This window comes from Streptomyces sp. YPW6 (genome assembly GCF_018866325.1).
GTDB lineage: Bacteria > Actinomycetota > Actinomycetes > Streptomycetales > Streptomycetaceae > Streptomyces.
This window is the reverse complement of sequence record NZ_CP076457.1, coordinates 2,807,931-2,831,346: the sequence shown is the minus strand read 5'-3', so window position 1 is coordinate 2,831,346 and position 23,416 is coordinate 2,807,931. Positions and strand designations below refer to the sequence as shown.

The following is a 23,416-nucleotide window of genomic DNA, read 5'->3' as shown; positions in this document are numbered from 1 at the left end:
GCGCCGCCCGCCCGCCCGGCCGGGCGGGCGGGATGGCCGGAATGCCTATCTTGACCCGCTCATGACATGCCTCCATTCTGTGCCCGTCGCACAGCTCCACCCCCCACCCCGACGGACTCAGGAGACTGCCGCATGCGACCCGACACCGAACGGACGTCCCGGCCGGGAAACCGGCCGGCCAGGACCCGGCGCAACGCCGTACTCGCCGTCCTCCTCGCCCTCGGCCTCGCGGCCCCCGCGACCGCCGTGGCCACCGCCGAGCCCTCGGCCCCGAACGCGGCCGTCGCCGCCGACGGGCGGGTGCTCCAGTACGAGATCACCGGGCGCACCACCCCCGCCGCCCGCACCGACATCGCCCGCGCGGGCGTCTCGATCGACGAGGTGCACGACCACGGCATCGTCATCACCGCGGACGCCGCCCAGGCCAGGAAGCTCCGGCTTCGCGGCCATGTCCTGGAGGCCCTGCCCGCGCCCGACGCCCCCGCGCACGCGGCGGACGGCGTCGGCGCCCAGGACTTCCCGCCCGCCGACTCCCGGTACCACAACTACGCCGAGATGACGGCCGAGATCGACGCGCGCATCGCCGCGAACCCCTCGATCATGAGCAAGCGCGTGATCGGCAAGACCTACCAGGGCCGCGACATCGTCGCCGTCAAGGTCAGCGACAACGTGGCCACCGACGAGGCCGAACCCGAGGTCCTGTTCACCGCGCACCAGCACGCCCGCGAGCACCTGACCGTCGAGATGTCGCTCTACCTGCTCCGCGAGCTCGCCGCCGGCTACGGCACCGACTCCCGGATCACCCAGGCGGTCAACGGCCGTGAGCTGTGGATCGTGCCGGACATGAACCCGGACGGCGGCGAGTACGACATCGCCTCCGGCTCGTACCGCAGCTGGCGCAAGAACCGGCAGCCCAACTCCGGTTCCAGCGCGGTCGGCACCGACCTGAACCGCAACTGGGCCTACAAGTGGGGCTGCTGCGGCGGCTCGTCCTCCAGCCCGTCCTCGGCGACGTACCGCGGTACGGGCCCCGAGTCCGCGCCCGAGACCAAGGTCGTCGCGGACTTCGTCCGCAGCCGGGTGGTCGGCGGCAAGCAGCAGATCACGGCGGCCATCGACTTCCACACGTACAGCGAACTGGTGCTGTGGCCCTTCGGCTACACGTACAGCGACACGGCCCCCGGCATGACCGCCGACGACCGCAACGCGTTCGCGGCCGTCGGCCGCAAGATGGCGGCGAGCAACGGCTACACCGCCGAGCAGTCCAGTGACCTCTACATCACCGACGGGTCGATCGACGACTGGCTGTGGGGCTCGCAGCGCATCTTCGGCTACACCTTCGAGATGTACCCGAGCTCCTCCTGGGGCGGCGGCTTCTACCCGCCCGACGAGGTCATCGAACGCGAGACCGCCCGCAACCGGGACGCGGTGCTCCAACTGATCGAGAACGCGGACTGCATGTACCGGTCGATCGGCAAGGAGGCGCAGTACTGCTAGGGGTCGTCTTCAAAGGTCAGATCCAGAGCATGATGGAGGCGATGGTGACGGCCGCCTGGTAGGACTCGCGGGTTTTGTCATAGCGGGTGGCCAGTCCGCGCCACTGCTTGAGGCGGTTGAAGCAGCGCTCGACGACGTTGCGGCGGCGGTATATGCACCGGTCGAAACCGGGCGGCCGTCCGCCGCGTGTGCTGCGGTTCAGCCGGCCCAGGATCTGGTCGGCGCGTTCGGGGATCGTGTGGGGGATGCCGCGTCGTCGCAGGTAGGCGCGGATCTTTCGAGAGCTGTAGCCCTTGTCGGCGACCACGTGGTCGGGCCGGGAGCGTGGACGCCCGGACCCGACTCTGGGCACGCTGATCGAGTCCATCACCTTCTCGAGGCGGGTGCAGTCGTTGGCGTTGCCGCCCGACAGGACGAAGCCGAGAGGACGGCCGCGCCCGTCGCAGGCCAGGTGGACCTTCGTGCTCAGTCCACCACGGGATCGGCCGAGGGCGTGATCACCCGCTTCGTCCCTGTCGACCGCCCCCTTTTGCCGCCGGCGGCATGCTGGTGGGCCCGAACTATGGTGGAGTCGACCGACACCAGCCAGTCGATGTCCCCGGCCGCGTCCTTCTCCGCCTGGACGGCCCGCAGCATGCGCGAGAACGTCCCGTCCAGCGCCCACCTGCGAAAACGTGTGTACAAGGTCTGCCAGGAACCATAACGTTCCGGCACATCACGCCAGGCTGATCCGGTCCGCAGCTTCCACACGATGCCGTTCAGTACCAGCCGGTCGTCCGAACGAGGCCGCCCCGCAGTCCCCGAACTCGGCAGCAACCGCGACAGCACAGCCCACTCGGCATCCGAAAGCTCATGACGACGCACCATGACAAGCATGATCCCTCATCACCTGATCACCTTTGAAGACGATCTCTAGGGGACGGGGCTCAGCAGCCCGCAGCCGCGGGCTGCTGAGCCCGGCGCCGCCACGGCCGCAGGCGGTACGCAGGCCTGCGGGCCGCCGGGCGGGCGGCGACTCCGGTCGCTGTCACCGCTCACCCGGCGTTACCGGTGGCCCGGCGTGCCCGTGAGGCGTGCACCTGCGGCCTGATCCCCGGGACGGGACGGCTCACAGTGCGAGCAACAGACGATCGCCCGACGCTGTGCGGCCGCCTCCGCCGGGGACCTGGGCAGGTGGGACGGGGCTCGGTACAGTCGTGCCGGCCTGGTGGGGACCCGGGCCGGCTGCGAGGGGGCGTTCGTGGATGTCTTGGGCATGCCTCTGGTCGCCGCGACGAGGGCGCTGCGACAGGCTGTGGCCAGAAAGAAGCTGGTCAATCTGACGGGTCCGCCGGGCGTGGGGAAGAGCCGCCTGGCAGCGGACCTTCCCCACGCCACCTGGGTGGACCTGGACGCCCCGGACCCGTTCACACTCCTGGCACGGACCCTGTCCGACTCCGCCGTGCGCCTGCTGGTCGTGGACGGCGCGGACGGCCGGGGCCGCAGGGAGACGCTCCACAGGGCGCTCCGCGCGGCAGGCGGTCCGGTGGGGCGCCCTGCCGTCGTCGTGATCAGCCGCATCCCTCTCGTGGCAGACCCGTCGTGGGGGGAACTCGACCCGGAGACCATCGCTCTGGGGCCGGCCTGCGACACCAGGATCGGCCTGAGAGCCACCGCACTGGATCCCGGCGCGCGCGCTCTCGTGATCCGCCTGGCGGGCGGCATCCCGCTCCTGGCCGACGTGGCCTGCCGGGCACTGGAGTCCGGCGCGTGCGACAGCGACCCGGGCGCGGTGGCCGACCACGTGGCGGCCGAGGTCGGTGACCGGCTGACGCGAGAACTGCCCGGCCGGCGATGGCAGCACTCCCTGCGGCAACTGGCCACGGTGGGATCGGGTGACGAGCACCTGTTGCGCGGCGGACCTGACGCGTTCGCGGCGCTGGCGGCGCTGAGCATCGTCCGGCGCACCCGGCTGGGACTGCGGCTCTCCGAGCCCTACCGCGCACTGTTCGAGCTCTCCTTCCAGTGGCGCAAGCCCCAGACCCATCGCGGCACCCGCACCAGGGCACGCGCCTACCGGCTGGCGGGGATGGCTGCCACCGACGATCCCGGCCCCCGCTCCCACCTCGCCGAGCAGGGCTTGTTCCTCAGTGGTGATCCGCTGCTGCGCCGGGAGTTGTTCCCGGCCCGGGACAGCCCCGTCCGCATCCGCGGCGCCGAGGGCGGCGACGCCGCCGCCATCGGGGCGCTGATGCGGCAGTGGGCCGTGCACAGCGGCTTCGACGAACGCCGGTGCGACCGGCTGACCGAGCGCTGGGCCGGAGACGACATCGGCGCATTCCGGGTCGCGACCGACCCCCTCGGCAAGGTCATCGGACTCGCCTGCATGCTGCCCGTCGAGCAGCGGACGGAGGGCAGCCTGGAGCCGCTGCTCCAGCAGCACAGCACGGCGGCGTTACAGGGGGGCGGACTCTTCCTGGGGGCGGCTCACTGCCCGGTCCCGTCCGCCCGTGCCCATGTGCTGCGCTCCATCCTGCGCGACGGCGTGAGAAGCGGGCGCCTCATCGTCTCCACGGCCAACCCCGACTACCAGGCGCTGGTCCGTGGCCTCGGCTTCACCGTCCACGGCGGCATCAGGGACGATTTCTACCGCTGCGGCCGCCCCCCGGAGGTCTCCACCCACGTCTTCGACGCGGACCGCCTGACCGGCTGGCTCGGCCTGCTCGCCCAGGAGCCCTCGCAGCGGCGCTCCGGGCCGCCGCGGCCGGGTCCTCCGCTCGCGCCGAAGGAGAAGCAGGTCCTGCTGGCGTACGCCTCCGGACTGACCCTCAAGGCGACCGCACGGCGAGCGGGCATCACCCAGAACACCGCGAAGGACTATCTCGGCCGGGTCAAGGCCAAGTACCGGGCGGCAGGGCGGCCTGCGTCCACCAAGGTCGAACTGGCCCAGCGGGTGCGTGAGGACGGCCTCGACCGCGGCTGAGCACCGAGCCCCCGGGAAGGCCTGCCGCCCGCCGGGCGGCTTCTCCGCATCCCCCGCCGGGGCGGCCCGGGGCGACGCCGGCGGGGGATGCGGACGAGGGGGCTCCTGTCAGCGGCGGTGTAGCCGCCTCGTGGCCCCTGGTGGGGCTCCGCCGCTTCTAGAAGAAGTTCGTGTAGTCGAAGTAGCGGTCGAACCGGGGCGTCCACAGGTCCGGCCAGGGCTCACCGGTGCTGCCGCACGCGCCCAGCACGACCTGGCTGCGCCGGCCCGTGTCACGCAGGCACTGGCCGGTGAAGGTCTCGACCATCTCCCAGTGGTTGCCGCCCCGGTCCTTCCACCGCAGCGTCAGGCAGTCGCCGCCGGTGGCCTGGACGACCCCGGCGCCGGTGGCCTTGCTCGCGTTCACGGTGCCCAGGCAGGTGGCGCCGCCGTACGTCGCGATCACGAAGTTCTCCCCGCCGACCGGGTAGAAGGAGAAGCGCTGATGGTGCCGGCCCTTGCAGTCGAACGTCTGGATCACGGCCCCGACGTTGGTGGACCCGCCGCGGATGTCCAGGCACTTCCAGCTGTAGGACGCCCTGATCTCGTGAATGGCCGCGTTGTACGGGGTCGAGGTGTAGCGGACGTTCGGGTTGCTGTCGGCGTGTGCCACGGCCGGGACGAGCAGCACGAGAAGCGCGACCAGCGAGGTCACGAACCCCTGTCTGCGCAGTCGGCGGTAGATGCTGCTTCGGGTGTTTCGTTCCACGCTTCCTCCTGTGCCGGGATGCTGTTGACCCGCCCGAAACTAACGAGGCCGGACAGGCACCCCCAGCCGCCCGTTCGGGCGGCTTGCGGACGGGCCGGGGAACGCCCGGACGGTCCGTGCGCGCGCCCGGCCGCGCGCACGGAGGAGGCAAGGCTCCCGAGCCGGAGCCGCGCTGCTCCGCATGGCCGATCCGGCGCACACGCGAGTCCGGCTCCCGCTGCCCGCCGGCGAGCGCTTCACGGGATCGGTGTCGTCGGTATTCCTCCCCGCGAGCCGCTTCCGGCCTTATGGTGCCGCTATGTGCGGAATCGTGGGTTATGTCGGTATGCAGTCGGCGCAGGACGTCGTCGTCGCGGGACTCAAGCGCCTCGAATACCGGGGCTACGACTCGGCGGGCGTCGCCGTGCTCGCGGACGGCGGACTCGCCGCCGCGAAGAAGGCGGGCAAGCTCGTCAATCTGGAGAAGGAGCTGGGGGACCGGCCGCTGCCCGCCGGGCGGACCGGGATCGGGCACACCCGCTGGGCGACGCACGGCGCGCCCACCGACGTCAACGCCCACCCGCACCTCGACAACGCGGGCCGGGTCGCCGTCGTGCACAACGGGATCATCGAGAACTTCGCGGCCCTGCGCCGCGAGCTGACGGGGCGCGGGCACGCCCTGGAGTCGGACACCGACACGGAGGTCGTCGGGCACCTGCTGGCCGAGGCGTTCTCGGCGGGCGGGGACCTCGCGGACGCCATGCGGCAGGTGTGCCGGCGGCTGGAGGGGGCGTTCACCCTCGTGGCCGTCCACGCGGACCAGCCGGACGTCGTCGTCGGTGCGCGGCGCAACTCCCCGCTCGTCGTGGGCGTCGGGCAGGACGAGTGGTTCCTCGCCTCCGACGTCGCCGCCTTCATCGACCACACCCGCTCCGCGATCGAGCTGGGCCAGGACCAGGTCGTCGAGCTGGGCCCCGAGGGCGTCACCGTCACCGGGTTCGACGGGGAGCCCGCCGACGTGCGGGAGTACCACGTCGACTGGGACGCCTCCGCCGCCGAGAAGGGCGGCTACGCCTCCTTCATGCTCAAGGAGATCGCCGACCAGCCCCAGGCCGTCGCCGACACCCTCCTTGGCCGGGTCGACGGCGAGGGCGCGCTCCACCTGGACGAGGTCCGCATCCCGGCCGCCGAGCTGCGCGAGGTCGACAAGGTCGTCATCGTCGCCTGCGGCACCGCGTTCCACGCCGGGATGATCGCCAAGTACGCGATCGAGCACTGGACCCGGCTGCCCTGCGAGACCGAGCTGGCCAGCGAGTTCCGCTACCGCGACCCGATCCTCGACCAGCGCACCCTCGTCGTCGCCATCTCCCAGTCCGGCGAGACCATGGACACCCTGATGGCCCTGCGGCACGCCCGCGAACAGGGCGCGAAGGTGCTGGCCATCTGCAACACCAACGGCTCGACGATCCCCAGGGAATCCGACGCCGTGCTCTACACCCACGCCGGGCCCGAGGTCGCCGTCGCCTCCACGAAGGCCTTCCTCACCCAGCTCGTGGCCTGTTACCTCGTCGCCCTCTACCTCGGCCAGGTCCGCGGCACCAAGTGGGGCGACGAGATCCGCACGGTCGTGCGCCAGCTCTCCGCGATCTCCGACGAGGTGGGGAGCGTCCTGTCGACGATGGAGCCGGTCCGCGATCTGGCCCGCTCCCTCGCCCACCACGACACCGTCCTCTTCGTCGGGCGGCACGTCGGCTACCCGGTCGCCCTCGAAGGCGCGCTCAAGCTCAAGGAGCTCGCCTACATGCACGCCGAGGGGTTCGCGGCCGGAGAGCTCAAGCACGGGCCCATCGCGCTCATCGAGGAGGGCCTGCCCGTCGTCGTCATCGTCCCCTCACCGCGCGGGCGTTCCGTGCTCCACGACAAGATCGTCTCCAACATCCAGGAGATCCGGGCCCGGGGCGCGCTCACGATCGTCGTCGCCGAGGAGGGCGACGAGGCCGTCGTCCCGTACGCCGACCACCTCATCACCGTCCCCGCAACGCCTACGCTTCTTCAGCCGCTGGTCGCCACCGTGCCGCTCCAGGTCTTCGCCTGCGAGCTCGCGACGGCCCGCGGCAACGAAGTGGACCAGCCGCGCAATCTGGCGAAGTCCGTGACCGTGGAGTGAGCGAGTGAGCGAACGAGGGTGGGGGCCGTGATCATTGGGGTCGGCATCGACGTGGCCGAGATCGAGCGTTTCGGCGTCGCGCTGGAGCGCACGCCCCAGCTCGCCCACCGGCTCTTCGTCGGGAGCGAGCTGACGCTGCCGAGCGGCGAACGGCGCGGGATCGCCTCGCTCGCCGCCCGGTTCGCCGCGAAGGAGGCCCTGGCCAAGGCGCTCGGCGCACCGGAGGGGCTGCTCTGGAGCGACGCGGAGGTCTGGGTCGAGGAGAGCGGGCAGCCCCGGCTGCGGGTCAGCGGCACGGTCGCCGCCCGCGCCGCCGAGCTGGGCGTACGCGGCTGGCACGTCTCCCTCAGCCATGACGCGGGGGTGGCGTCGGCGGTGGTCATCGCGGAGGGGTGACCGTGCCCGGGCACGTCCCTCGCGGTGCGCCGCCGCGCCGATCTCTGCCGGCGGTCCCGGGGCGAACGCCCCGGCACCGCCGGGCGGCCCGCCCGGCCCGCCACGCCCCGCGGCACTGGCGTCCGGCCCCGTGATCGCGGAGGGTTGGACCCATGCGACGTGCCTACAGCGTGGAGACCGTACGGGCCGCCGAGGCCGCCCTCATGCAACGCCTGCCCGAGGGGGCCCTGATGCAGCGCGCCGCCGCCGGGCTCGCCGCCGCCTGCGGCGACCTGCTGCGGCGCAACGGGCGGGTGTACGGGTCCCGGGTCCTGCTCCTCGTCGGCAGCGGCGACAACGGCGGCGACGCGCTCCACGCGGGCGCCCGCCTGGCCCGCCGGGGCGCCGGCGTGCGGGCCCTGCTGCTCGCCCCCGACCGGGCCCACCCCGGCGGCCTCGCCGCGTTCCGCGCCGCCGGGGGACAGGTCGTCGACGGGCCGGACGGGCTCGGCGCGCTCGACCTCGTCGTGGACGGCATCACCGGGATCGGCGGGCGCGGCGGGCTGCGCGAGGACGCCACCGAGGTGGTCCACGCGGTGACCCGGGACCGTACGCCGGTGATCTCCGTCGACCTGCCGAGCGGGGTCGAGGCCGACACCGGGGAGGTGCACGGCGAGGCCGTCCGGGCGGACGCCACCGTCACCTTCGGGACGTACAAGCCGGGTCTCCTGGTCGACCCGGCCGCCGAACACGCGGGCGCCCTGCGGCTGGTGGACATCGGGCTCGGCCCGGAGCTGCCCGAGCCGCCGGACCTGGAGGCGCTCCAGTACGCGGACGTGGCCGCGCTGCTGCCGGTGCCGGGCGCGGAGAGCGACAAGTACCGGCGCGGCGTCGTCGGCGTCGTCGCCGGGTCCGAGCGCTACCCGGGCGCCGCCGTCCTCGCCGTCGCGGGCGCGCTGCGCGGCGGGGCCGGGGCCGTACGGTACGTCGGACCGGGCGCGGACGCGGTCATCGCCCGGTTCCCCGAGACCCTGGTGCACGCCGGGCCGCCGTCGAAGGCCGGGCGGGTGCAGGCCTGGGTGGTCGGGCCGGGGCTGGGGGACGGGCGGGCGGCGGAGGCCGCCGTGGCCGACGTGCTCGCCGCCGACGTGCCCGTGCTCGTCGACGCGGACGGGCTGCGGCTGCTGGACGCCGGGACCGTCCGGACCCGGACCGCCCCCACCGTCCTCACCCCGCACGCCGGGGAGGCCGCCGCGCTGCTCGGGACGGCCCGTGAGGAGGTCGAGTCCGGCCGGCTCACCGCCGTGCGCGAACTGGCCGCCCGCTACCGCGCCACCGTGCTCCTGAAGGGCTCCACCACCCTGATCGCGGAAGCCCGCGACACCCCCGTACGGGTCAACCCGACCGGCACGTCCTGGCTCGCCACGGCGGGCAGCGGCGACGTCCTCTCCGGGCTCACCGGATCCCTGCTCGCGGCCGGGCTCGCCCCGCGTGACGCCGCGTCCGTGGGCGCCTACCTGCACGGGCTCGCCGCCCGGCACGGTTCCGGCGGGGCCCCGGTCTCCGCGCAGGACGTCGCCGACGGCATCCCGGCCGCCTGGCGCGACGTGCGGGCGGGGTGAGCCGGGGCGACGGTGGAGAACGTGAGCGAACCCGTACGCGTACGCCGGGTCCACGACCCGGTCGAGGAAGCCGACGGCACCCGTGTGCTGGTCGACCGGCTCTGGCCCCGGGGCGTGTCCAGGGAACGGGCCGCCGTCGACGTCTGGCTCAAGGACGTGACGCCCTCCGGCGCACTGCGCACCTGGTACCACCACGACCGCGCGGACCGGCGCGAGGAGTTCGTCGAGCGCTACCGCGCCGAGCTGGACGACACCGCGCACACCGAGGCGGTCGAGCGGCTGGCGGGCCTCGTGCGGGACGGCGGGCCCGTCACCCTGATCACGGCGGCCAAGGACGTCGGGGACAGCCATGTGCCCGTGCTGGTCGACCACCTCCAGCATGTGATGAAACGTACATAGGACCGGATACCGGCGTGCGCTGCCGGGGAGGCGGCCGACGCCTCTGAGACACTGGGCGCGATGAACGAGACAGCGTCCCTGAGAGCCCGTGCCGAGATCGACCTCGCCGCGCTGCGCGCCAATGTGCGCGTTCTGCGCGAGCGGGCGGCCGGCGCGCAGCTCATGGCCGTCGTGAAGTCCGACGGGTACGGGCACGGCGCGGTGCCCTGCGCGCGAGCCGCGCGGGCGGCCGGGGCGACCTGGCTCGGCACCGCCACCCCGCACGAGGCGCTCGCCCTGCGGGCGGCCGGGCTCGACGGCCGGATCATGTGCTGGCTGTGGACACCCGGCGGGCCCTGGCGCGAGGCGGTCGAGGCCGGCATCGACGTGTCGGCCGGCGCCATGTGGGCGCTGCGCGAGGCCGTCGCCGCCGCCCGGTCCGCGGGCCGCCCGGCCCGTGTCCAGCTCAAGGCCGACACCGGTCTCGGCCGGGGCGGCTGCCAGCCCGCCGACTGGCCCGAACTGGTCGGCGCGGCCCGCGACGCCGAACGGGCCGGACACCTCCGGATCACCGGACTCTGGTCCCACTTCGCCTGCGCCGACGAGCCGGGCCACCCCTCGATCGCCGCCCAGCTCGACGTCTACCGCGACATGGTGGCGTACGCCGAGAAGGAGGGCGTGGAGCCCGAGGTGCGGCACATGGCCAACTCCCCGGCCACCCTCACGATCCCCGAGGCGCACTTCGACCTCGTCCGGACCGGCATCGCGATGTACGGCATCTCGCCCGCTCCCGAGCTGGGCACCTCCGCCGAGCTCGGGCTGCGCCCCGTGATGACGCTCTCCGCGTCCGTCGCCCTGGTCAAGGACGCCCCGGCCGGACACGGCGTCAGCTACGGCCACCACTACACGACCCCCGCCGACACGACCCTCGGCCTGATCCCCGTCGGCTACGCGGACGGCGTCCCGCGCCACGCGTCGGGCAGCGGGCCCGTCCTGGTCGGCGGGAAGGTGCGCACGGTCGCGGGCCGGGTCGCCATGGACCAGTTCGTCGTCGACCTCGGCGGCGACCGCCCCGAGGCGGGCGCGGAGGCGGTCCTGTTCGGGCCGGGCGACCGGGGCGAGCCGACCGCGCAGGACTGGGCGGAGGCCGCGGGCACCATCGCGTACGAGATCGTCACCCGCATCGGCGCCCGGGTGCCCCGGGTGCACGTGAACGAGACGCCCGACGAGACGGCCGGAGGCGTGCCGCGGTGAGCGAGAGCAGCGCGGAGGCCGTGGTGGCCGCCACCGCGAACGCGGCCGGTGCGGCGGGCTGGCGGCGGGCCGGGATCGCCGGGGCCGCGATAGGGGTGCTCGCCGCCGGCGCGGCGGCCGGGGTCGCCGTCGAGCGGCTCACCGTCGGGCGCGGCATGCGCAAGAAGGCCCGCCTGGCGCTGGACGCGACCGGCCCCTACGGCTCGCTGCGCGGCACGCCGGGCCGGGCCGTCGCCGACGACGGCACCGAGCTGTACTACGAGACCGACGAGGTGGAGGCCGCGACGACGGCCGACGAGGGCGCGTCCGGGTCCCGCCGCCGCCGGCTCTTCGGGCGCAGGGCGCCCGCCCCGGTCACCGTCGTCTTCAGCCACGGCTACTGCCTGGGCCAGGACTCCTGGCACTTCCAGCGGGCCGCCCTGCGCGGCCTCGTCCGCGCCGTCTACTGGGACCAGCGCAGCCACGGACGCTCCGAGCGCGGGCGATCGCAGGCGGACGGCGTGCCGCTCGGCATCGACCAGCTCGGCCGCGACCTGAAGGCGGTCATCGACGCGGCGGCCCCCGAGGGCCCGGTGGTGCTGGCCGGGCACTCCATGGGCGGCATGACGATCATGGCGCTGGCCGACCAGTACCCGGCCCTGATCCGGGACCGGGTCGCCGCCGTCGCGCTGATCGGCACCTCCAGCGGCAAGCTCGGCGAGGTCACCTTCGGGCTGCCGGTGGCGGGCGTGAACGCGGTGCGCCGGGTGCTGCCGGGCGTGCTGAGGGCCCTCGGCTCGCAGACGGAGCTGGTGGAGCGGGGGCGGCGGGCCACCGCCGACCTCTTCGCCGGGCTGATCAAGCGGTACTCGTTCGGCTCGAAGGACGTGGACCCGGCGGTCGCCCGGTTCGCGGAGCGACTGATCGAGGCCACCCCGATCGATGTGGTCGCCGAGTTCTACCCGGCGTTCACCGAGCACGACAAGAGCGGCGCGCTGCCCGGGTTCCGGGACGTGCCCGTGCTGATCCTGGCCGGGGACCAGGACCTGGTCACGCCCAGCTCGCACAGCGAGGCGATCGCGGACGTCCTGCCCGACGCCGAGCTGGTGATCGTGCCGGACGCCGGGCACCTGGTGATGCTGGAGCACCCGGAGACCGTCACGGACCGGCTGGCCGACCTGCTCGTCCGCAGCGGCACGGTGCCGGCCGCTAACGTTGGCGGACATGGAAGCACCGCACAGCAGCCCGGCCGCTGAGGCCGTTCCCGAGGCCGTGGGGACGACCGTTCCCGACCCCGCCGGGGCCGCGCCCGAGGCCGTCACCGTGACGCTCACCGTCACCTCCCCCGAACAGATGCAGGATCTGGGCCGCAGACTGGCCCAGGTGCTGGCCCCCGGCGACCTGGTGATGCTCACGGGCGAGCTGGGCGCCGGGAAGACGACCCTGACGCGGGGTCTGGGCGAGGGCCTCGGCGTGCGCGGCGCGGTCACCTCGCCCACCTTCGTCATCGCCCGCGTGCACCCCTCGCTGGTCCAGGGCCCCGCCTTGGTCCACGTCGACGCGTACCGCCTGGGCGGCGGGCTCGACGAGATGGAGGACCTGGACCTGGACGTGTCGCTGCCGGAGTCGGTGGTGGTCGTGGAGTGGGGCGACGGCAAGGTCGAGGAGCTCTCGGAGGACCGGCTGCGGGTCCTCATCGACCGTGCGCGGGGCGAGACCGACGACGAGCGGCGCGAGGTGACCCTGGTGGGCATCGGGGCGCGCTGGGCGGGCCTGCGGGAGCAGCTGGCGTAACGCGCCGGGGGTGGCCTTCCCGACAGGGCGTCGGTAAATTGTTGCGCGGGAGACCGTGGTCATGGTCACATGGGCACGAGGCGTGGTTAGGCTTACCTAACCGCGCCCTCCACCGGAGCCCCCAGGAGGCATCCATGCCGACGCCCGAGCGCGCAGCGCGACCCCAGCCGCGATCGACTCCGTCCGCCCCGTCCGTCCTGTCGATGAGAGACCTGCTGGCCTCGTGCGCCGCGGCCACCGCGGTCTCCACCCCGCCGAGCGACACCACGGACGCGTCGCCCGACACGGTGGGCCGGGACGCGGGCGGCGGCCACGCGGACGCGGTCCGGCGCCGCGCGGCGTAGGGGCCGGTCGCGGAAGCGCCGCGTGCCGTGCGGCGCCCGACGCAAGCGGCGTGCTGCCGGAAGACCCCGCGACGCGCGTCACGGGCCCGTGAGAGGCCGAAGGCCCGGCCGGGCCCGGTGGCGACGGGGCCGGGCCCGATGAGGACGGATCCGCAGGACCACGGGGCTACGGGACGACGACGACCTTCGCGTTGATCGTCGCGAAGGTCCACATCGCGTCGCCGTCCGCGCGCTTCATCCGTACGCCCCCGGTCTTCGACATCGGGTCCGGAGTGGCCATCGAGCCGTCCTGCGCGGCGCTGAAACCGACCGCGACCTGGTCCACGTTCGCGAAGCGGACCACGTGCTCGATCGGGACGCCGTCCGAGCCCCGGACCGTGCCCGAGCGCGAGGTGACCCGGTGGACCCCGGGCGGCGGGCTGACCGGGCTCGGCATGACCGTGAAGGTCCGGATCGACTTGCCGTCCTCGTTGACCAGCCACACCCGGCGGTCCTTCAGCGCGTACACGACGCGCTCGCCCGTGCCGGACGCCGCCGGGACCGCCAGCGGATCGACCGGCTCCGGCTTGGCGGAGGGTTCGGCCGGGGCCGTGGCGGAGGACTTCGGGCCCGGCGAGGAGGCCACCGACTCGGGGGCGTTGGCCGAGGCCTGGTAAGCGAGGAAGGCGACCGCGGCGATCGCCGCGGCGGTGAGCCCGGCCACGATTCCCGAGCTGCTCCTTGCCACCTGAACTCCCCTTTCGGCGGCCGTCTGCCGCATGTCGTACAAGCGTTTACGTCGTACCCGCGGATACCCGGTGACGGTAGCAGCAGCGCGGGCACGGTCCGGGACGCCGTACGGACGCCGTAACGCCGTCGGCGGAGCCGTAGGCTGTTCGCGTGCTCTTGCTCGCCATGGATACCGCCACACCCGCCGTCACCGTCGCCCTGCACGACGGCACGTCCGTCATCGCCTCCTCGGGGCAGGTCGACGCCCGCAGGCACGGGGAGCTGCTCCTGCCCGCCGTCGACCGGGTCCTCGCCGAGGCCGGGACGAGGCTCGACGCCGTGACGGACGTGGTCGTGGGCATCGGCCCCGGCCCGTACACCGGCCTGCGCGTCGGCCTGGTCACCGCCGCCACCTTCGGCTCCGCCCTCGCCGTGCCGGTCCACGGCCTGTGCACCCTGGACGGGATCGCGTACGCCGCGGGGCAGGACGGCCTGGAGGGCCCCTTCGTCGTGGCGACGGACGCCCGCCGCAAGGAGGTGTACTGGGCGCGGTACGAGAACGCCCGCACCCGTACGGGCGAACCCGCGGTCGACCGGCCCGCCGACATCGCCGGAGCCCTCGCCGGGCTCCCGGTCGTCGGAGCGGGCGCGGTGCTCTACCCCGAGTCCTTCCCGGACGCGCGCGGCCCCGAGCACGTCTGTGCGGGGGCGCTCGCCGGGCTCGCCGCCGAGCGGCTGGCCGCCGGGCAGGAGCTGCCGGAGCCGCAGCCGCTCTACCTGCGCCGCCCCGACGCCCAGGTCCCGAAGAACTACAAGGTGGTCACCCCCACGTGAGCGCCACCACCGCCGTACTGCGCGAGATGCGCTGGTGGGACATCGAACCCGTGCTGGAGCTCGAACACGCGCTGTTCCCGGACGACGCCTGGTCGCCCGGCATGTTCTGGTCCGAGCTGGCCCACGCCCGCGGGCCCGGCGCCACCCGCCACTACGTCGTCGCCGAGGAGCCCGCCACCGGGCGTATCGTCGGATACGCGGGGCTCGCCGCCCTCGGGGACCTCTCCGACGTCCAGACCATCGCGGTCAGCCGCGAGGCCTGGGGCACCGGCCTCGGATCGGAGCTGCTCGGCGACCTGCTGAAGGCGGCGACCGCCTTCGAGTGCGCCACCGTGCTGCTGGAGGTCCGGGTCGACAACACCCGCGCGCAGAAGCTGTACGAGCGCTTCGGCTTCGAGCCGATCGGCTTCCGGCGCGGCTACTACCAGCCGGGGAACATCGACGCCCTGGTCATGCGCCTCACCATGCACGAACACGCAGCGGACACCGCACCAGAGACCGGGACTGAATGATGGCTGCCGACGAACCCCTCGTACTCGGCATCGAGACCTCCTGCGACGAGACCGGCGTCGGCATCGTGCGCGGCACGACCCTGCTCGCCGACGCCGTCGCCTCCAGCGTCGACACCCACGCCCGCTTCGGCGGCGTCGTGCCGGAGATCGCCTCCCGCGCCCACCTGGAGGCGATGGTCCCCACGATCGAGCGCGCCCTGAAGGAGGCCGGGGTCAGCGCCCGCGACCTCGACGGGATCGCCGTCACCTCGGGCCCCGGGCTCGCCGGAGCGCTGCTCGTCGGCGTCTCGGCCGCGAAGGCGTACGCCTACGCCCTCGGCAAGCCGCTCTACGGGGTCAACCACCTCGCCTCCCACATCTGCGTCGACCAGCTGGAGCACGGGCCGCTGCCCGAGCCGACGATGGCCCTGCTGGTCAGCGGCGGACACTCCTCCCTGCTGCTGGCCCCCGACATCACCAGCGACGTCCGCCCGCTCGGCGCGACGATCGACGACGCGGCGGGCGAGGCCTTCGACAAGATCGCCCGGGTGCTGGACCTCGGTTTCCCCGGCGGCCCCGTCATCGACCGGCTGGCCCGCGAGGGCGACCCGAAGGCCATCGCGTTCCCGCGCGGTCTGACCGGCCCGCGCGACGCCCCCTACGACTTCTCCTTCTCCGGGCTGAAGACGTCCGTGGCGCGCTGGATCGAGGCGAAGCGCGCGGCGGGCGAGGAGGTGCCCGTCCGGGACGTGGCCGCGTCCTTCCAGGAGGCCGTGGTGGACGTGCTCACCCGCAAGGCCGTCCGGGCCTGCCGGGACGAGGGCGTCGACCACCTGATGATCGGCGGCGGCGTCGCGGCCAACTCCCGGCTGCGCGCGCTGGCCGAGGAACGGTGCGAGCGGGCCGGCATCCGGCTGCGGGTGCCCCGACCGAAGCTCTGCACCGACAACGGCGCGATGGTCGCCGCGCTCGGCGCGGAGATGGTCGCCCGCAACCGGCTCCCCTCCGACCTGGAGCTGTCGGCGGACTCCTCGCTGCCGGTGACGGAGCCGCACGTTCCGGGGGCCGCGCACTCCCATTCCCACTCCCACGACCACGTGCACGAGATCAGCAAGGACAACCTGTACTCATGAGCGGCGCGGCCATCGTCCTGATGTGGGAGGCCCGCGCCGTCGAGGGCCGGGGCGGCGAACTCCTGGAATGGGCGCGCGCCCGCTCCGCCGAGCTGTCCCGCGAACCCGCCCGCCGTGAACTCCTGCGCGCCCCGCAGGACCGGGTGCTCGTGATGACCTGGTGGCCGGACGCCTCGTACGGTGACGACCTCCCCGAACTCCCCGAGCCCGACGCGGCCCTGATCACCCGGGCCGTGCACCGGTGGCGGTTCGAAACGGTGGGGTGAGGCGCGGGGTCCTGCCGCGTGTCCGATGAGTCCGGGCGGCGGGCCCGGTCTACCTTCCACGACGTCCGGGCCGCCCGGCCCGGACGGGTGGACGGCCCGAAGAGGTGAAGGACATGCAGAAGATCACCCCGTGTCTCTGGTTCGACGGTCAGGCCGAGGAAGCGGCCGAGCACTACGTCGCGATCTTCGGCGGTGACTCCCGGATCGGGGACATCACCTACTACGGCGACGAGGCCCCCGGCCGGAAGGGCTCGGTGCTCACCGTCGGCTTCCGGCTCGCCGGGCAGGACTGGACCGGGCTCAACGGCGGACCGCAGTTCCCTTTCACCGAGGCGATCTCGCTCTCCGTCGACTGCGCCGACCAGGCCGAGGTGGACCGGTTCTGGGGCGCGCTCTCGGAGGGCGGCGAGGAGGGCCGGTGCGGCTGGCTCAAGGACAGGTTCGGGGTGTCCTGGCAGATCGTGCCGAGGGAACTGCCGCGTCTGCTCGCCGACCCGGACCCGGCGAAGGCGGCCCGCACCATGAAGGCGATGCTGGGCATGGGCAAGCTGGACCTCCAGGCCCTGCGGGACGCCTGACCGGCGGCGCGTCGCCGCTTCAGGCGTCGCGCCCCCGCCAGGACGGGGCACACGGCCTCCCCGGGGCCGGATCGGTAGTGTTCCGCGCATGCCACGCCGTGCCCCGCTCCCGCCTCCTCCTCCGCCCGTCCGGATCCGGTCCTGGCCCGACCGCGAGGCGATGCTCGCCGACCGGGCGGTGGTCCTGGGCGAGCTGGTGAGGATGCACGTGGGGCTCGGGCGGCTCGGGCTGCTGTGGATGTGGGCGGCGCTCGCCGCGGCCGGCTGGAGCCTGGCGGGCTCGGGGCTCGTCTTCATCGAGCAGGGGGCCGACTTCTTCAGCGGCGTCGCCGGAGTCGTCGGCCTGGTCGTCGGCGCGGCGGCCCTGATTCCGGCCGTCGTCCTCGTCTGCCTGGGCATCTCCCGGGACCGCGAGGTCCGTTCGCTGCTCCACGCGTGGGGCACGCTGGACCGCGACCCGGAGCGCGACCGGCGGCTGCGGATGCCCGGGACGAGCCTCACCTGGCTGCTGCTGTCGTTCCTCCTGGGCGCCGTGGGCCTCGCCCTCTGCGTGATCGGCCCCGCGAGCGCCCGGCCCGGCCGGGAGACGTACGGGCTGGTCGCCCTGGTCATGGGCGTCGGCATGGTCGCCTGGCTGACCGCGCTGGTCGGCGGGGCGACCGCCCTCGCCCACCGCCGCTGGGTGGTGCGCGTGCTGCTGGGCGGCGGCAGCGGTCCGGGCACGGGGGCCGGACCGGTCAGCCCAGCGGGTGCCCGATCAGCATCGTCGGCGCCCCCGCCACCCGGGTCAGGAACACCGTCGCCGCGTGCGGACCGCTCAGCTTCATCCGCCGCCGCAGCTCCTCCGGTTCGACCGCGGAACCCCGCTTCTTGACGGTCAGCACCCCGACCTGACGCTCCCGCAGCAGTGTTTTCAGCCTCTTCATGCTGAACGGCAGTTCGTCGGTGATCTCGTACCCGGCGACGTACGGCGAGGAGTACGGCTCGTCGCTCGTGATGTACGCGATCGTCTCGTCCACCAGCCGCCCGCCGCACCGCTCCACGAGATCCGCGACGAGGCGGGCCCGGATCACCGCGCCGTCCGGCTCGTACAGATAGCGCCCGACCGGGCCCACCGGCGGGGCCGGCAGCGGGGCCGGGGCGCTCAGGGTCGCCCCGTACGGCAGCACCGTGGCCCGGAACGCGCCCGGCGCGAAGCCCTCCCCGTACCAGAGGACCGCCTCCTTCACGTCCCCGCCGTCCGAGATCCACTCGGCCTCCGCCTCCGGGCCGATCGCCTCGTGCGGGATGCCCGGGGCGATCTTCAGGGCCGCCCTCGGGGCCTTCAGCGCGGCGGCCGTGGCCCAGGACAGCGGGGGTGAGTACGCCTCCGGGTCGAAGATCCGCCCGCCCGTCGCCCGGCCGCCCCGGCCGGACCCGCCGCGGGCGCCGCGCCGGGCCGGGTCCACGAAGACCGCGTCGTACGGGGAGGTGTCGACCTCCGTGACGTCGGCGCACCGCACCTCGATCAGGCCGTCCAGGCCGAGCGCCGCCGTGTTGGCGCGGACCACCTCGGCGGTGAGCGGGTCGCGGTCCACGGCGAGCACAAAGATCCCGGCGCGGGCCAGCGCGATCGCGTCGCCGCCGATCCCGCAGCACAGGTCGGCCACGCTGCGCACGCCGAGCCCGGCGAACCGGGCGGCGCGGTGGGCGGCGACCGTGGTGCGGGTGGCCTGCTCGACCCCGTCGGGCGTGAAGTACATCCGGTAGGCGTCCTCGGCCCCGAACTTGGCGACCGCCCGCTGCCGCAACCGGGCCTGGCCCAGGGCCGCCGACACCAGCTCCGCCGGGTGCGTGCGGCGCAGCCGGGTCGCGGTGGCCAGCTCGTCGGCGGGGTCGTGGTCGCGCAGCTCGGCCAGCAGCTGTTCGCCCTCGCGGGAGCGCAGCGCGGCGAAGGCGGCGCGGCCGGGGTCGTCGGACGGGGCGGAGGGGGTCGTTGCGTTCACCCGGTCCATTGTGACCGCTGCGCCGGTGCGGGTCCCTGTGGGCCGCCCGGGGGACCGGGCGGGGCCGCTCGCGGTGTCGGGAGGGCGCACGGGGTGGCGGCTGGCAGGATGCGGCGCCATGCAGCTAGTACGACAAAACGAAAAGTCAGGCGTCAATCGGCTGAGATCGGGCACCGTCGTGCTGGCGGCCCTGCTGGCCGCCGCCGTCGGCTCCGGATGCGCGGCGGAGACGGGCGGCGGCACGGGGGCTCCCGGCGCACCCGCGAAGCCCGCCGCGGACCGGTCGGGCGACGCGTCCCCGCAGGCCGGGCCCGCCCGGCCGCCGGACTCGTACGCCGAGACGGTCCGGAAGAAGCAGGCCGCGCGAGCCGTCGCGGCGAAGAAGTGGCGGCTGGCCAAGACCCCGCTCGCGGCCCCCGAGCCGCCGAGGACCAAGCCGCGCATCACCACCCGCAAGGGCTTCGAGGTCCGGGACGACCAAGGGCTGCCGCCGGTCTTCACGACCGTCCCGACCAAGGAGAAGATCGTCTTCCTGACGATCGACGACGGGGCGGAGAAAGACCCCGAGCTGCTGCGGATGATGAGCGAACTGTCCATCCCCTACAGCGCGTTCGTCAGCGACTACGTCATCAACGACGACTACGGCTACTTCACGAAGATGCAGCGGCGCGGGGTGGCCATCAGCAACCACACCCTCAACCACCGCTATCTGCCCGGCCTCTCCTACGCCGAGCAGAAGCGGGAGATCTGCGGCCAGCAGGAGAAGATCCTCAAGCGCTACGGCAAGCGCCCCACCCTCTTCCGCCCGCCCTACGGCAACTACAACCGCGACACCCTCGTCGTCGCCAAGTCCTGCGGGATCACCGCCGTACCGCTGTGGTCCGCCGAGGCATTCCCCGACCGCATGGAATGGCGCGAGTGGGACCAGGACCTGCACCCCGGCGACATCGTCCTCACCCACTTCCGGGGCAAGGAGGACTGGAAGGGCTCCATGCCCGACATGATCCGCCACGTCATGAAGACCATCACGGACAAGGGGTACGCGGTGGCGAAGCTGGAGGACTACGTCTGATCCGCGCCCTGCCCCGTACCCGCCGGGACGGCACGAGGGTGGTGAATTGGCACTCCGCTTGACCGAGTGCTAATCGCGGTCATAGTCTCGGGTCTGGCACTCCCCCCTGGAGAGTGCCAGCACCACTCTGCGCGACAGGGCAGGTCCGGCACCCGCGACGACGGATCGGTCCGATCGCCACCCACAGACTGTTAAACCCCGTGAGATCTCCGAAGGGGGAGACCGGATCGTGTCGACCACCAGCTCCAAGGTTGCGATCAAGCCGCTCGAGGACCGCATCGTGGTCCAGCCGCTCGACGCCGAGCAGACCACGGCTTCCGGCCTGGTCATTCCGGACACCGCGAAGGAGAAGCCCCAGGAGGGCGTCGTCCTCGCCGTGGGCCCGGGCCGCTTCGAGAACGGCGAGCGGCTTCCGCTCGACGTCAAGACCGGCGACGTCGTCCTGTACAGCAAGTACGGCGGCACCGAGGTGAAGTACAACGGCGAGGAGTACCTCGTCCTTTCGGCCCGCGACGTCCTCGCGATCGTCGAGAAGTAATTCACCCACGTTTGCTTGTGTTCTGCGCCCCTGGCCCCCTGCGAAGTAACTAGCCGGGCGGCGAGGGGCGCAGTTCATTTTGAGAGGGATACAGCCCATGGCGAAGATTCTGAAGTTCGACGAGGACGCCCGTCGCGCCCTTGAGCGCGGCGTCAACAAGCTTGCCGACACGGTCAAGGTGACGATCGGCCCCAAGGGCCGCAACGTCGTCATCGACAAGAAGTTCGGTGCCCCCACCATCACCAACGACGGTGTCACCATCGCGCGCGAGGTCGAGCTCGACGACGCGTACGAGAACCTCGGCGCCCAGCTCGTCAAGGAGGTGGCGACCAAGACCAACGACGTAGCGGGTGACGGCACCACCACCGCGACCGTCCTGGCCCAGGCGCTCGTCCGCGAGGGTCTGCGCAACGTCGCCGCCGGCGCCTCCCCGGCCGCCCTGAAGAAGGGCATCGACGCCGCCGTCAAGGCCGTGTCCGAGGAGCTGCTCGCCACGGCCCGCCCGATCGACGACAAGGCCGACATCGCCGCCGTCGCCGCGCTCTCCGCGCAGGACCCGCAGGTCGGCGAGCTCATCGCGGACGCGATGGACAAGGTCGGCAAGGACGGTGTCATCACCGTCGAGGAGTCCAACACCTTCGGCCTGGACCTGGAGTTCACCGAGGGCATGGCCTTCGACAAGGGCTACCTGTCCCCGTACATGGTGACCGACCAGGAGCGTATGGAGGCCGTCCTCGACGACCCGTACATCCTGATCCACCAGGGCAAGATCGGCGCCATCCAGGAGCTGCTCCCGCTCCTGGAGAAGGTCATCCAGGCCGGTGGCTCCAAGCCGCTCCTGATCATCGCCGAGGACGTCGAGGGCGAGGCGCTCTCCACCCTCGTCGTCAACAAGATCCGCGGCACCTTCAACGCCGTCGCGGTGAAGGCCCCGGGCTTCGGCGACCGCCGCAAGGCCATGCTCGGCGACATCGCCACCCTCACCGGTGCGACCGTCATCGCCGAGGAGGTCGGCCTCAAGCTCGACCAGGCCGGTCTGGACGTGCTCGGCACCGCCCGCCGCGTCACCGTCTCCAAGGACGACACGACCATCGTCGACGGCGGCGGCAACGCCGAGGACGTCAAGGGCCGCGTCAACCAGATCAAGGCCGAGATCGAGGCCACGGACTCCGACTGGGACCGCGAGAAGCTCCAGGAGCGCCTCGCGAAGCTGGCCGGCGGCGTGTGCGTCATCCGCGTCGGCGCCGCCACCGAGGTGGAGCTGAAGGAGAAGAAGCACCGCCTCGAGGACGCCATCTCCGCCACCCGCGCCGCGGTCGAGGAGGGCATCGTCTCCGGCGGTGGCTCCGCCATCGTCCACGCCGTCAAGGTCCTGGAGGGCAACCTCGGCAAGACCGGCGACGAGGCCACCGGTGTCGCGGTCGTCCGCCGCGCCGCCGTCGAGCCGCTGCGCTGGATCGCCGAGAACGCCGGCCTGGAGGGTTACGTCATCACCTCCAAGGTCTCCGAGCTCGACAAGGGCCAGGGCTTCAACGCCGCCACCGGCGAGTACGGCGACCTGGTCAAGGCCGGCGTCATCGACCCGGTCAAGGTCACCCGCTCCGCCCTGGAGAACGCCGCGTCCATCGCCTCGCTGCTGCTCACGACCGAGACCCTGGTCGTCGAGAAGCCGGCCGAGGAGGAGGCCGACGCCGGTCACGGCGGCCACGGCCACTCCCACTAGTACCGCCCGTACCGCTTTCGGTACGCGCTCGTCGGTACACCCGAGGCCCGGTGCCCCCGTCGCGGGGGCACCGGGCCCCGGTGCGTTCCGGGCCGGCCGGTCCGGGCGGATCCCTCAGCCCGGCGGACACGCCCCCAGCAGGATCGGCGGTCCGTCCGTCCCGGCCGCCGCGGCCGCCGTCGGTGCGAGGCGGACGGGCCGCCTACTGCGGACCGTACTTGCGCCCCGTCCGCGAGGTGACCCCGCCGAGCAGCCCCCGCGGCGCGACCTTGACCAGCCCCATCAGCGCCTTGTAGCGCGGGTCCGGGATCGACACCGTCCTTCCCCGCGTCAGATCCGCCAGCGCGGACGCCACCAGCTTGTCCGCGTCGAGCCACATCCAGTTCGGGATGTTGTCCGTGCCCATCCCCGCCCGCTCGTGGAACTCCGTCCGGACGAACCCGGGGCACAGCACCATCATCCGCACCCCCGACCCGGCCAGGTCCCGCGCCGCGCCCTGGGTGAACTGCACGACCCAGGACTTCGACGCCCCGTACGTACCGCGCGGCACGAACGCCGCGACGGACGCCACGTTCACGACCCCGCCCCGGCCCCGCTCCCGCATCCCGGCGACCGCCGCCGAGGTCAGCCGCAGGACGGCCTCGCAGTGCACCTTCAGCATCGTCAGCTCGTCGGCCATGGACACCTCCAGGAAGCGTCCCTTGTTGCCGAACCCGGCGTTGTTGACCAGCAGGTCGACCGGGTGCCTGCGGTCCGCGAGCCGCTTCTCGACCGTCTCGATACCGCCGTCCGTGGACAGGTCGGCGCTCAGCACCTCCGCCTCGATGCCGTGCCGGTCGTGCAGTTCCGTGGCCTGTTCGCGCAGCCGCGCGGTGTCCCGCGCCACCAGCACCAGGTTGTGCCCCTGGGCCGCGAGCCGCCGCGCGAACGCGGCCCCGATACCCGCCGTCGCGCCCGTGATCAGTGCAGTCGTCATACGCGGCACGTTA

General features: G+C 73.3%; 23 protein-coding genes. 18 read left to right on the top strand and 5 right to left on the bottom strand.

Going from position 1 to position 23,416, the window contains the following annotated elements:
* The first annotated feature begins 132 nt into the window (after positions 1–132).
* Positions 133–1,497: a M14 family metallopeptidase gene (locus KME66_RS12200; RefSeq protein WP_216321845.1), complete on the top strand. Its 1,365-nt coding sequence runs from the start codon at positions 133–135 to the stop codon at positions 1,495–1,497.
* Positions 1,498–1,513: 16 nt separating this feature from the next.
* Here KME66_RS12200 and KME66_RS12195 read toward each other — a convergent pair.
* A protein-coding gene (locus KME66_RS12195; protein ID WP_253208297.1) for an IS5 family transposase occupies positions 1,514–2,364 on the bottom strand; the annotation gives its coding sequence in 2 pieces (ribosomal slippage) (positions 1,514–1,998 and positions 1,998–2,364; 852 coding nt in all).
* Between the two features lie 373 nt (positions 2,365–2,737).
* On the opposite strand from KME66_RS12195, the gene KME66_RS12190 reads away from it, so the two are divergent.
* On the top strand, positions 2,738–4,459 hold the full coding sequence (locus tag KME66_RS12190) for a hypothetical protein (protein ID WP_216321843.1): 1,722 nt from the start codon (positions 2,738–2,740) through the stop codon (positions 4,457–4,459).
* Between the two features lie 157 nt (positions 4,460–4,616).
* Here KME66_RS12190 and KME66_RS12185 read toward each other — a convergent pair whose 3' ends face one another.
* Positions 4,617–5,207: an RICIN domain-containing protein gene (locus KME66_RS12185; RefSeq protein WP_216321840.1), complete on the bottom strand. Its 591-nt coding sequence runs from the start codon at positions 5,205–5,207 to the stop codon at positions 4,617–4,619.
* A gap of 298 nt (positions 5,208–5,505) precedes the next feature.
* Between KME66_RS12185 and glmS the strand changes: the two genes are divergently transcribed.
* The 8 genes from glmS to KME66_RS12145 all read left to right on the top strand — a co-directional run bounded on the left by glmS (position 5,506) and on the right by KME66_RS12145 (position 13,099).
* Positions 5,506–7,353 (top strand): glutamine--fructose-6-phosphate transaminase (isomerizing), encoded by a 1,848-nt coding sequence (gene glmS, locus KME66_RS12180; RefSeq protein WP_073220300.1) that lies wholly within the window; start codon positions 5,506–5,508, stop codon positions 7,351–7,353.
* A gap of 27 nt (positions 7,354–7,380) precedes the next feature.
* Entirely contained in the window at positions 7,381–7,749 is a 369-nt protein-coding gene (locus KME66_RS12175; RefSeq protein WP_073220303.1) for a holo-ACP synthase, read from the top strand.
* A 152-nt stretch (positions 7,750–7,901) separates the two neighbouring features.
* A complete protein-coding gene (locus KME66_RS12170; RefSeq protein WP_216321838.1) occupies positions 7,902–9,350 on the top strand; it encodes an NAD(P)H-hydrate dehydratase in 1,449 nt (482 codons plus the stop codon).
* Between the two features lie 21 nt (positions 9,351–9,371).
* Positions 9,372–9,749: a DUF488 domain-containing protein gene (locus KME66_RS12165; protein WP_073220490.1), complete on the top strand. Its 378-nt coding sequence runs from the start codon at positions 9,372–9,374 to the stop codon at positions 9,747–9,749.
* 60 nt (positions 9,750–9,809) lie between these two features.
* Positions 9,810–10,982: an alanine racemase gene (gene alr / locus KME66_RS12160; protein WP_216321834.1), complete on the top strand. Its 1,173-nt coding sequence runs from the start codon at positions 9,810–9,812 to the stop codon at positions 10,980–10,982.
* Positions 10,979–12,217 carry an alpha/beta hydrolase gene (locus KME66_RS12155; RefSeq protein ID WP_216321831.1) on the top strand — a complete coding sequence of 413 codons (1,239 nt, stop codon included), beginning with the start codon at positions 10,979–10,981 and terminating at the stop codon, positions 12,215–12,217. Before alr ends, KME66_RS12155 begins: the two co-directional genes overlap by 4 nt.
* Positions 12,186–12,755, top strand: coding sequence for a tRNA (adenosine(37)-N6)-threonylcarbamoyltransferase complex ATPase subunit type 1 TsaE (gene tsaE / locus KME66_RS12150; RefSeq protein WP_216321828.1), 570 nt, complete (start codon positions 12,186–12,188; stop codon positions 12,753–12,755). Before KME66_RS12155 ends, tsaE begins: the two co-directional genes overlap by 32 nt.
* A 134-nt stretch (positions 12,756–12,889) precedes the next feature.
* The gene (locus KME66_RS12145; protein ID WP_216321820.1) at positions 12,890–13,099 is read left to right on the top strand and encodes a hypothetical protein; all 210 of its coding nucleotides are present in this window, start codon (positions 12,890–12,892) and stop codon (positions 13,097–13,099) included.
* 166 nt (positions 13,100–13,265) lie between these two features.
* Here the strand turns inward: KME66_RS12145 and KME66_RS12140 are convergent, their stop codons facing one another.
* Positions 13,266–13,859: a hypothetical protein gene (locus tag KME66_RS12140; protein WP_216321818.1), complete on the bottom strand. Its 594-nt coding sequence runs from the start codon at positions 13,857–13,859 to the stop codon at positions 13,266–13,268.
* 134 nt (positions 13,860–13,993) lie between these two features.
* Here KME66_RS12140 and tsaB point away from each other — a divergent pair, with 134 nt between their 5' ends.
* The 5 genes from tsaB (at position 13,994) to KME66_RS12115 (ending at position 17,109) form a co-directional block, all read left to right on the top strand.
* Positions 13,994–14,641 (top strand): tRNA (adenosine(37)-N6)-threonylcarbamoyltransferase complex dimerization subunit type 1 TsaB, encoded by a 648-nt coding sequence (tsaB, locus tag KME66_RS12135; RefSeq protein WP_216329279.1) that lies wholly within the window; start codon positions 13,994–13,996, stop codon positions 14,639–14,641.
* Positions 14,638–15,153, top strand: a complete 516-nt coding sequence (gene rimI / locus KME66_RS12130; RefSeq protein WP_216321816.1) for a ribosomal protein S18-alanine N-acetyltransferase — start codon at positions 14,638–14,640, stop codon at positions 15,151–15,153. Before tsaB ends, rimI begins: the two co-directional genes overlap by 4 nt.
* Positions 15,153–16,265 (top strand): tRNA (adenosine(37)-N6)-threonylcarbamoyltransferase complex transferase subunit TsaD, encoded by a 1,113-nt coding sequence (tsaD, locus tag KME66_RS12125; RefSeq protein WP_073220328.1) that lies wholly within the window; start codon positions 15,153–15,155, stop codon positions 16,263–16,265. Before rimI ends, tsaD begins: the two co-directional genes overlap by 1 nt.
* The gene (locus KME66_RS12120) at positions 16,262–16,531 is read left to right on the top strand and encodes a hypothetical protein (RefSeq protein ID WP_216321814.1); all 270 of its coding nucleotides are present in this window, start codon (positions 16,262–16,264) and stop codon (positions 16,529–16,531) included. Before tsaD ends, KME66_RS12120 begins: the two co-directional genes overlap by 4 nt.
* Positions 16,532–16,644: 113 nt before the next feature.
* Positions 16,645–17,109: a VOC family protein gene (locus KME66_RS12115; RefSeq protein ID WP_216321811.1), complete on the top strand. Its 465-nt coding sequence runs from the start codon at positions 16,645–16,647 to the stop codon at positions 17,107–17,109.
* Positions 17,110–17,846: 737 nt separating this feature from the next.
* Here the strand turns inward: KME66_RS12115 and KME66_RS12105 are convergent.
* Complete coding sequence (locus tag KME66_RS12105; protein WP_216321807.1) at positions 17,847–19,103, bottom strand: class I SAM-dependent methyltransferase; 1,257 nt, start codon at positions 19,101–19,103, stop codon at positions 17,847–17,849.
* Positions 19,104–19,212: 109 nt separating this feature from the next.
* Between KME66_RS12105 and KME66_RS12100 the strand changes: the two genes are divergently transcribed.
* From KME66_RS12100 to groL, 3 genes are all read left to right on the top strand, one after another.
* Positions 19,213–20,166 (top strand): polysaccharide deacetylase family protein, encoded by a 954-nt coding sequence (locus KME66_RS12100; RefSeq protein WP_073220337.1) that lies wholly within the window; start codon positions 19,213–19,215, stop codon positions 20,164–20,166.
* A 229-nt stretch (positions 20,167–20,395) separates the two neighbouring features.
* A complete protein-coding gene (gene groES, locus KME66_RS12095) occupies positions 20,396–20,704 on the top strand; it encodes a co-chaperone GroES (RefSeq protein WP_003966899.1) in 309 nt (102 codons plus the stop codon).
* A 97-nt stretch (positions 20,705–20,801) separates the two neighbouring features.
* The gene (gene groL, locus KME66_RS12090; protein WP_216321805.1) at positions 20,802–22,427 is read left to right on the top strand and encodes a chaperonin GroEL; all 1,626 of its coding nucleotides are present in this window, start codon (positions 20,802–20,804) and stop codon (positions 22,425–22,427) included.
* Positions 22,428–22,629: 202 nt separating this feature from the next.
* Here groL and KME66_RS12085 read toward each other — a convergent pair whose 3' ends face one another.
* Positions 22,630–23,403, bottom strand: coding sequence for an SDR family oxidoreductase (locus KME66_RS12085; protein WP_216321803.1), 774 nt, complete (start codon positions 23,401–23,403; stop codon positions 22,630–22,632).
* Positions 23,404–23,416: the final 13 nt, after the last annotated feature.

Excerpts from the sequence above, each read along its gene's own strand:
- glmS (WP_073220300.1), top strand. The coding sequence starts at position 5,506 with ATGTGCGGAATCGTGGGTTATGTCGGTATGCAGTCGGCGCAGGACGTC.
- KME66_RS12170 (WP_216321838.1), top strand. The coding sequence starts at position 7,902 with ATGCGACGTGCCTACAGCGTGGAGACCGTACGGGCCGCCGAGGCCGCC.
- KME66_RS12100 (WP_073220337.1), top strand. The coding sequence starts at position 19,213 with ATGCAGCTAGTACGACAAAACGAAAAGTCAGGCGTCAATCGGCTGAGA.
- tsaE (WP_216321828.1), top strand. The coding sequence starts at position 12,186 with ATGGAAGCACCGCACAGCAGCCCGGCCGCTGAGGCCGTTCCCGAGGCC.
- alr (WP_216321834.1), top strand. The coding sequence starts at position 9,810 with ATGAACGAGACAGCGTCCCTGAGAGCCCGTGCCGAGATCGACCTCGCC.
- tsaB (WP_216329279.1), top strand. The coding sequence starts at position 13,994 with ATGGATACCGCCACACCCGCCGTCACCGTCGCCCTGCACGACGGCACG.
- KME66_RS12115 (WP_216321811.1), top strand. The coding sequence starts at position 16,645 with ATGCAGAAGATCACCCCGTGTCTCTGGTTCGACGGTCAGGCCGAGGAA.
- KME66_RS12140 (WP_216321818.1), bottom strand. The coding sequence starts at position 13,859 with ATGCGGCAGACGGCCGCCGAAAGGGGAGTTCAGGTGGCAAGGAGCAGC.
- tsaD (WP_073220328.1), top strand. The coding sequence starts at position 15,153 with ATGGCTGCCGACGAACCCCTCGTACTCGGCATCGAGACCTCCTGCGAC.
- KME66_RS12085 (WP_216321803.1), bottom strand. The coding sequence starts at position 23,403 with ATGACGACTGCACTGATCACGGGCGCGACGGCGGGTATCGGGGCCGCG.
- KME66_RS12145 (WP_216321820.1), top strand. The coding sequence starts at position 12,890 with ATGCCGACGCCCGAGCGCGCAGCGCGACCCCAGCCGCGATCGACTCCG.
- KME66_RS12105 (WP_216321807.1), bottom strand. The coding sequence starts at position 19,103 with ATGGACCGGGTGAACGCAACGACCCCCTCCGCCCCGTCCGACGACCCC.
- groL (WP_216321805.1), top strand. The coding sequence starts at position 20,802 with ATGGCGAAGATTCTGAAGTTCGACGAGGACGCCCGTCGCGCCCTTGAG.
- KME66_RS12200 (WP_216321845.1), top strand. The coding sequence starts at position 133 with ATGCGACCCGACACCGAACGGACGTCCCGGCCGGGAAACCGGCCGGCC.
- KME66_RS12120 (WP_216321814.1), top strand. The coding sequence starts at position 16,262 with ATGAGCGGCGCGGCCATCGTCCTGATGTGGGAGGCCCGCGCCGTCGAG.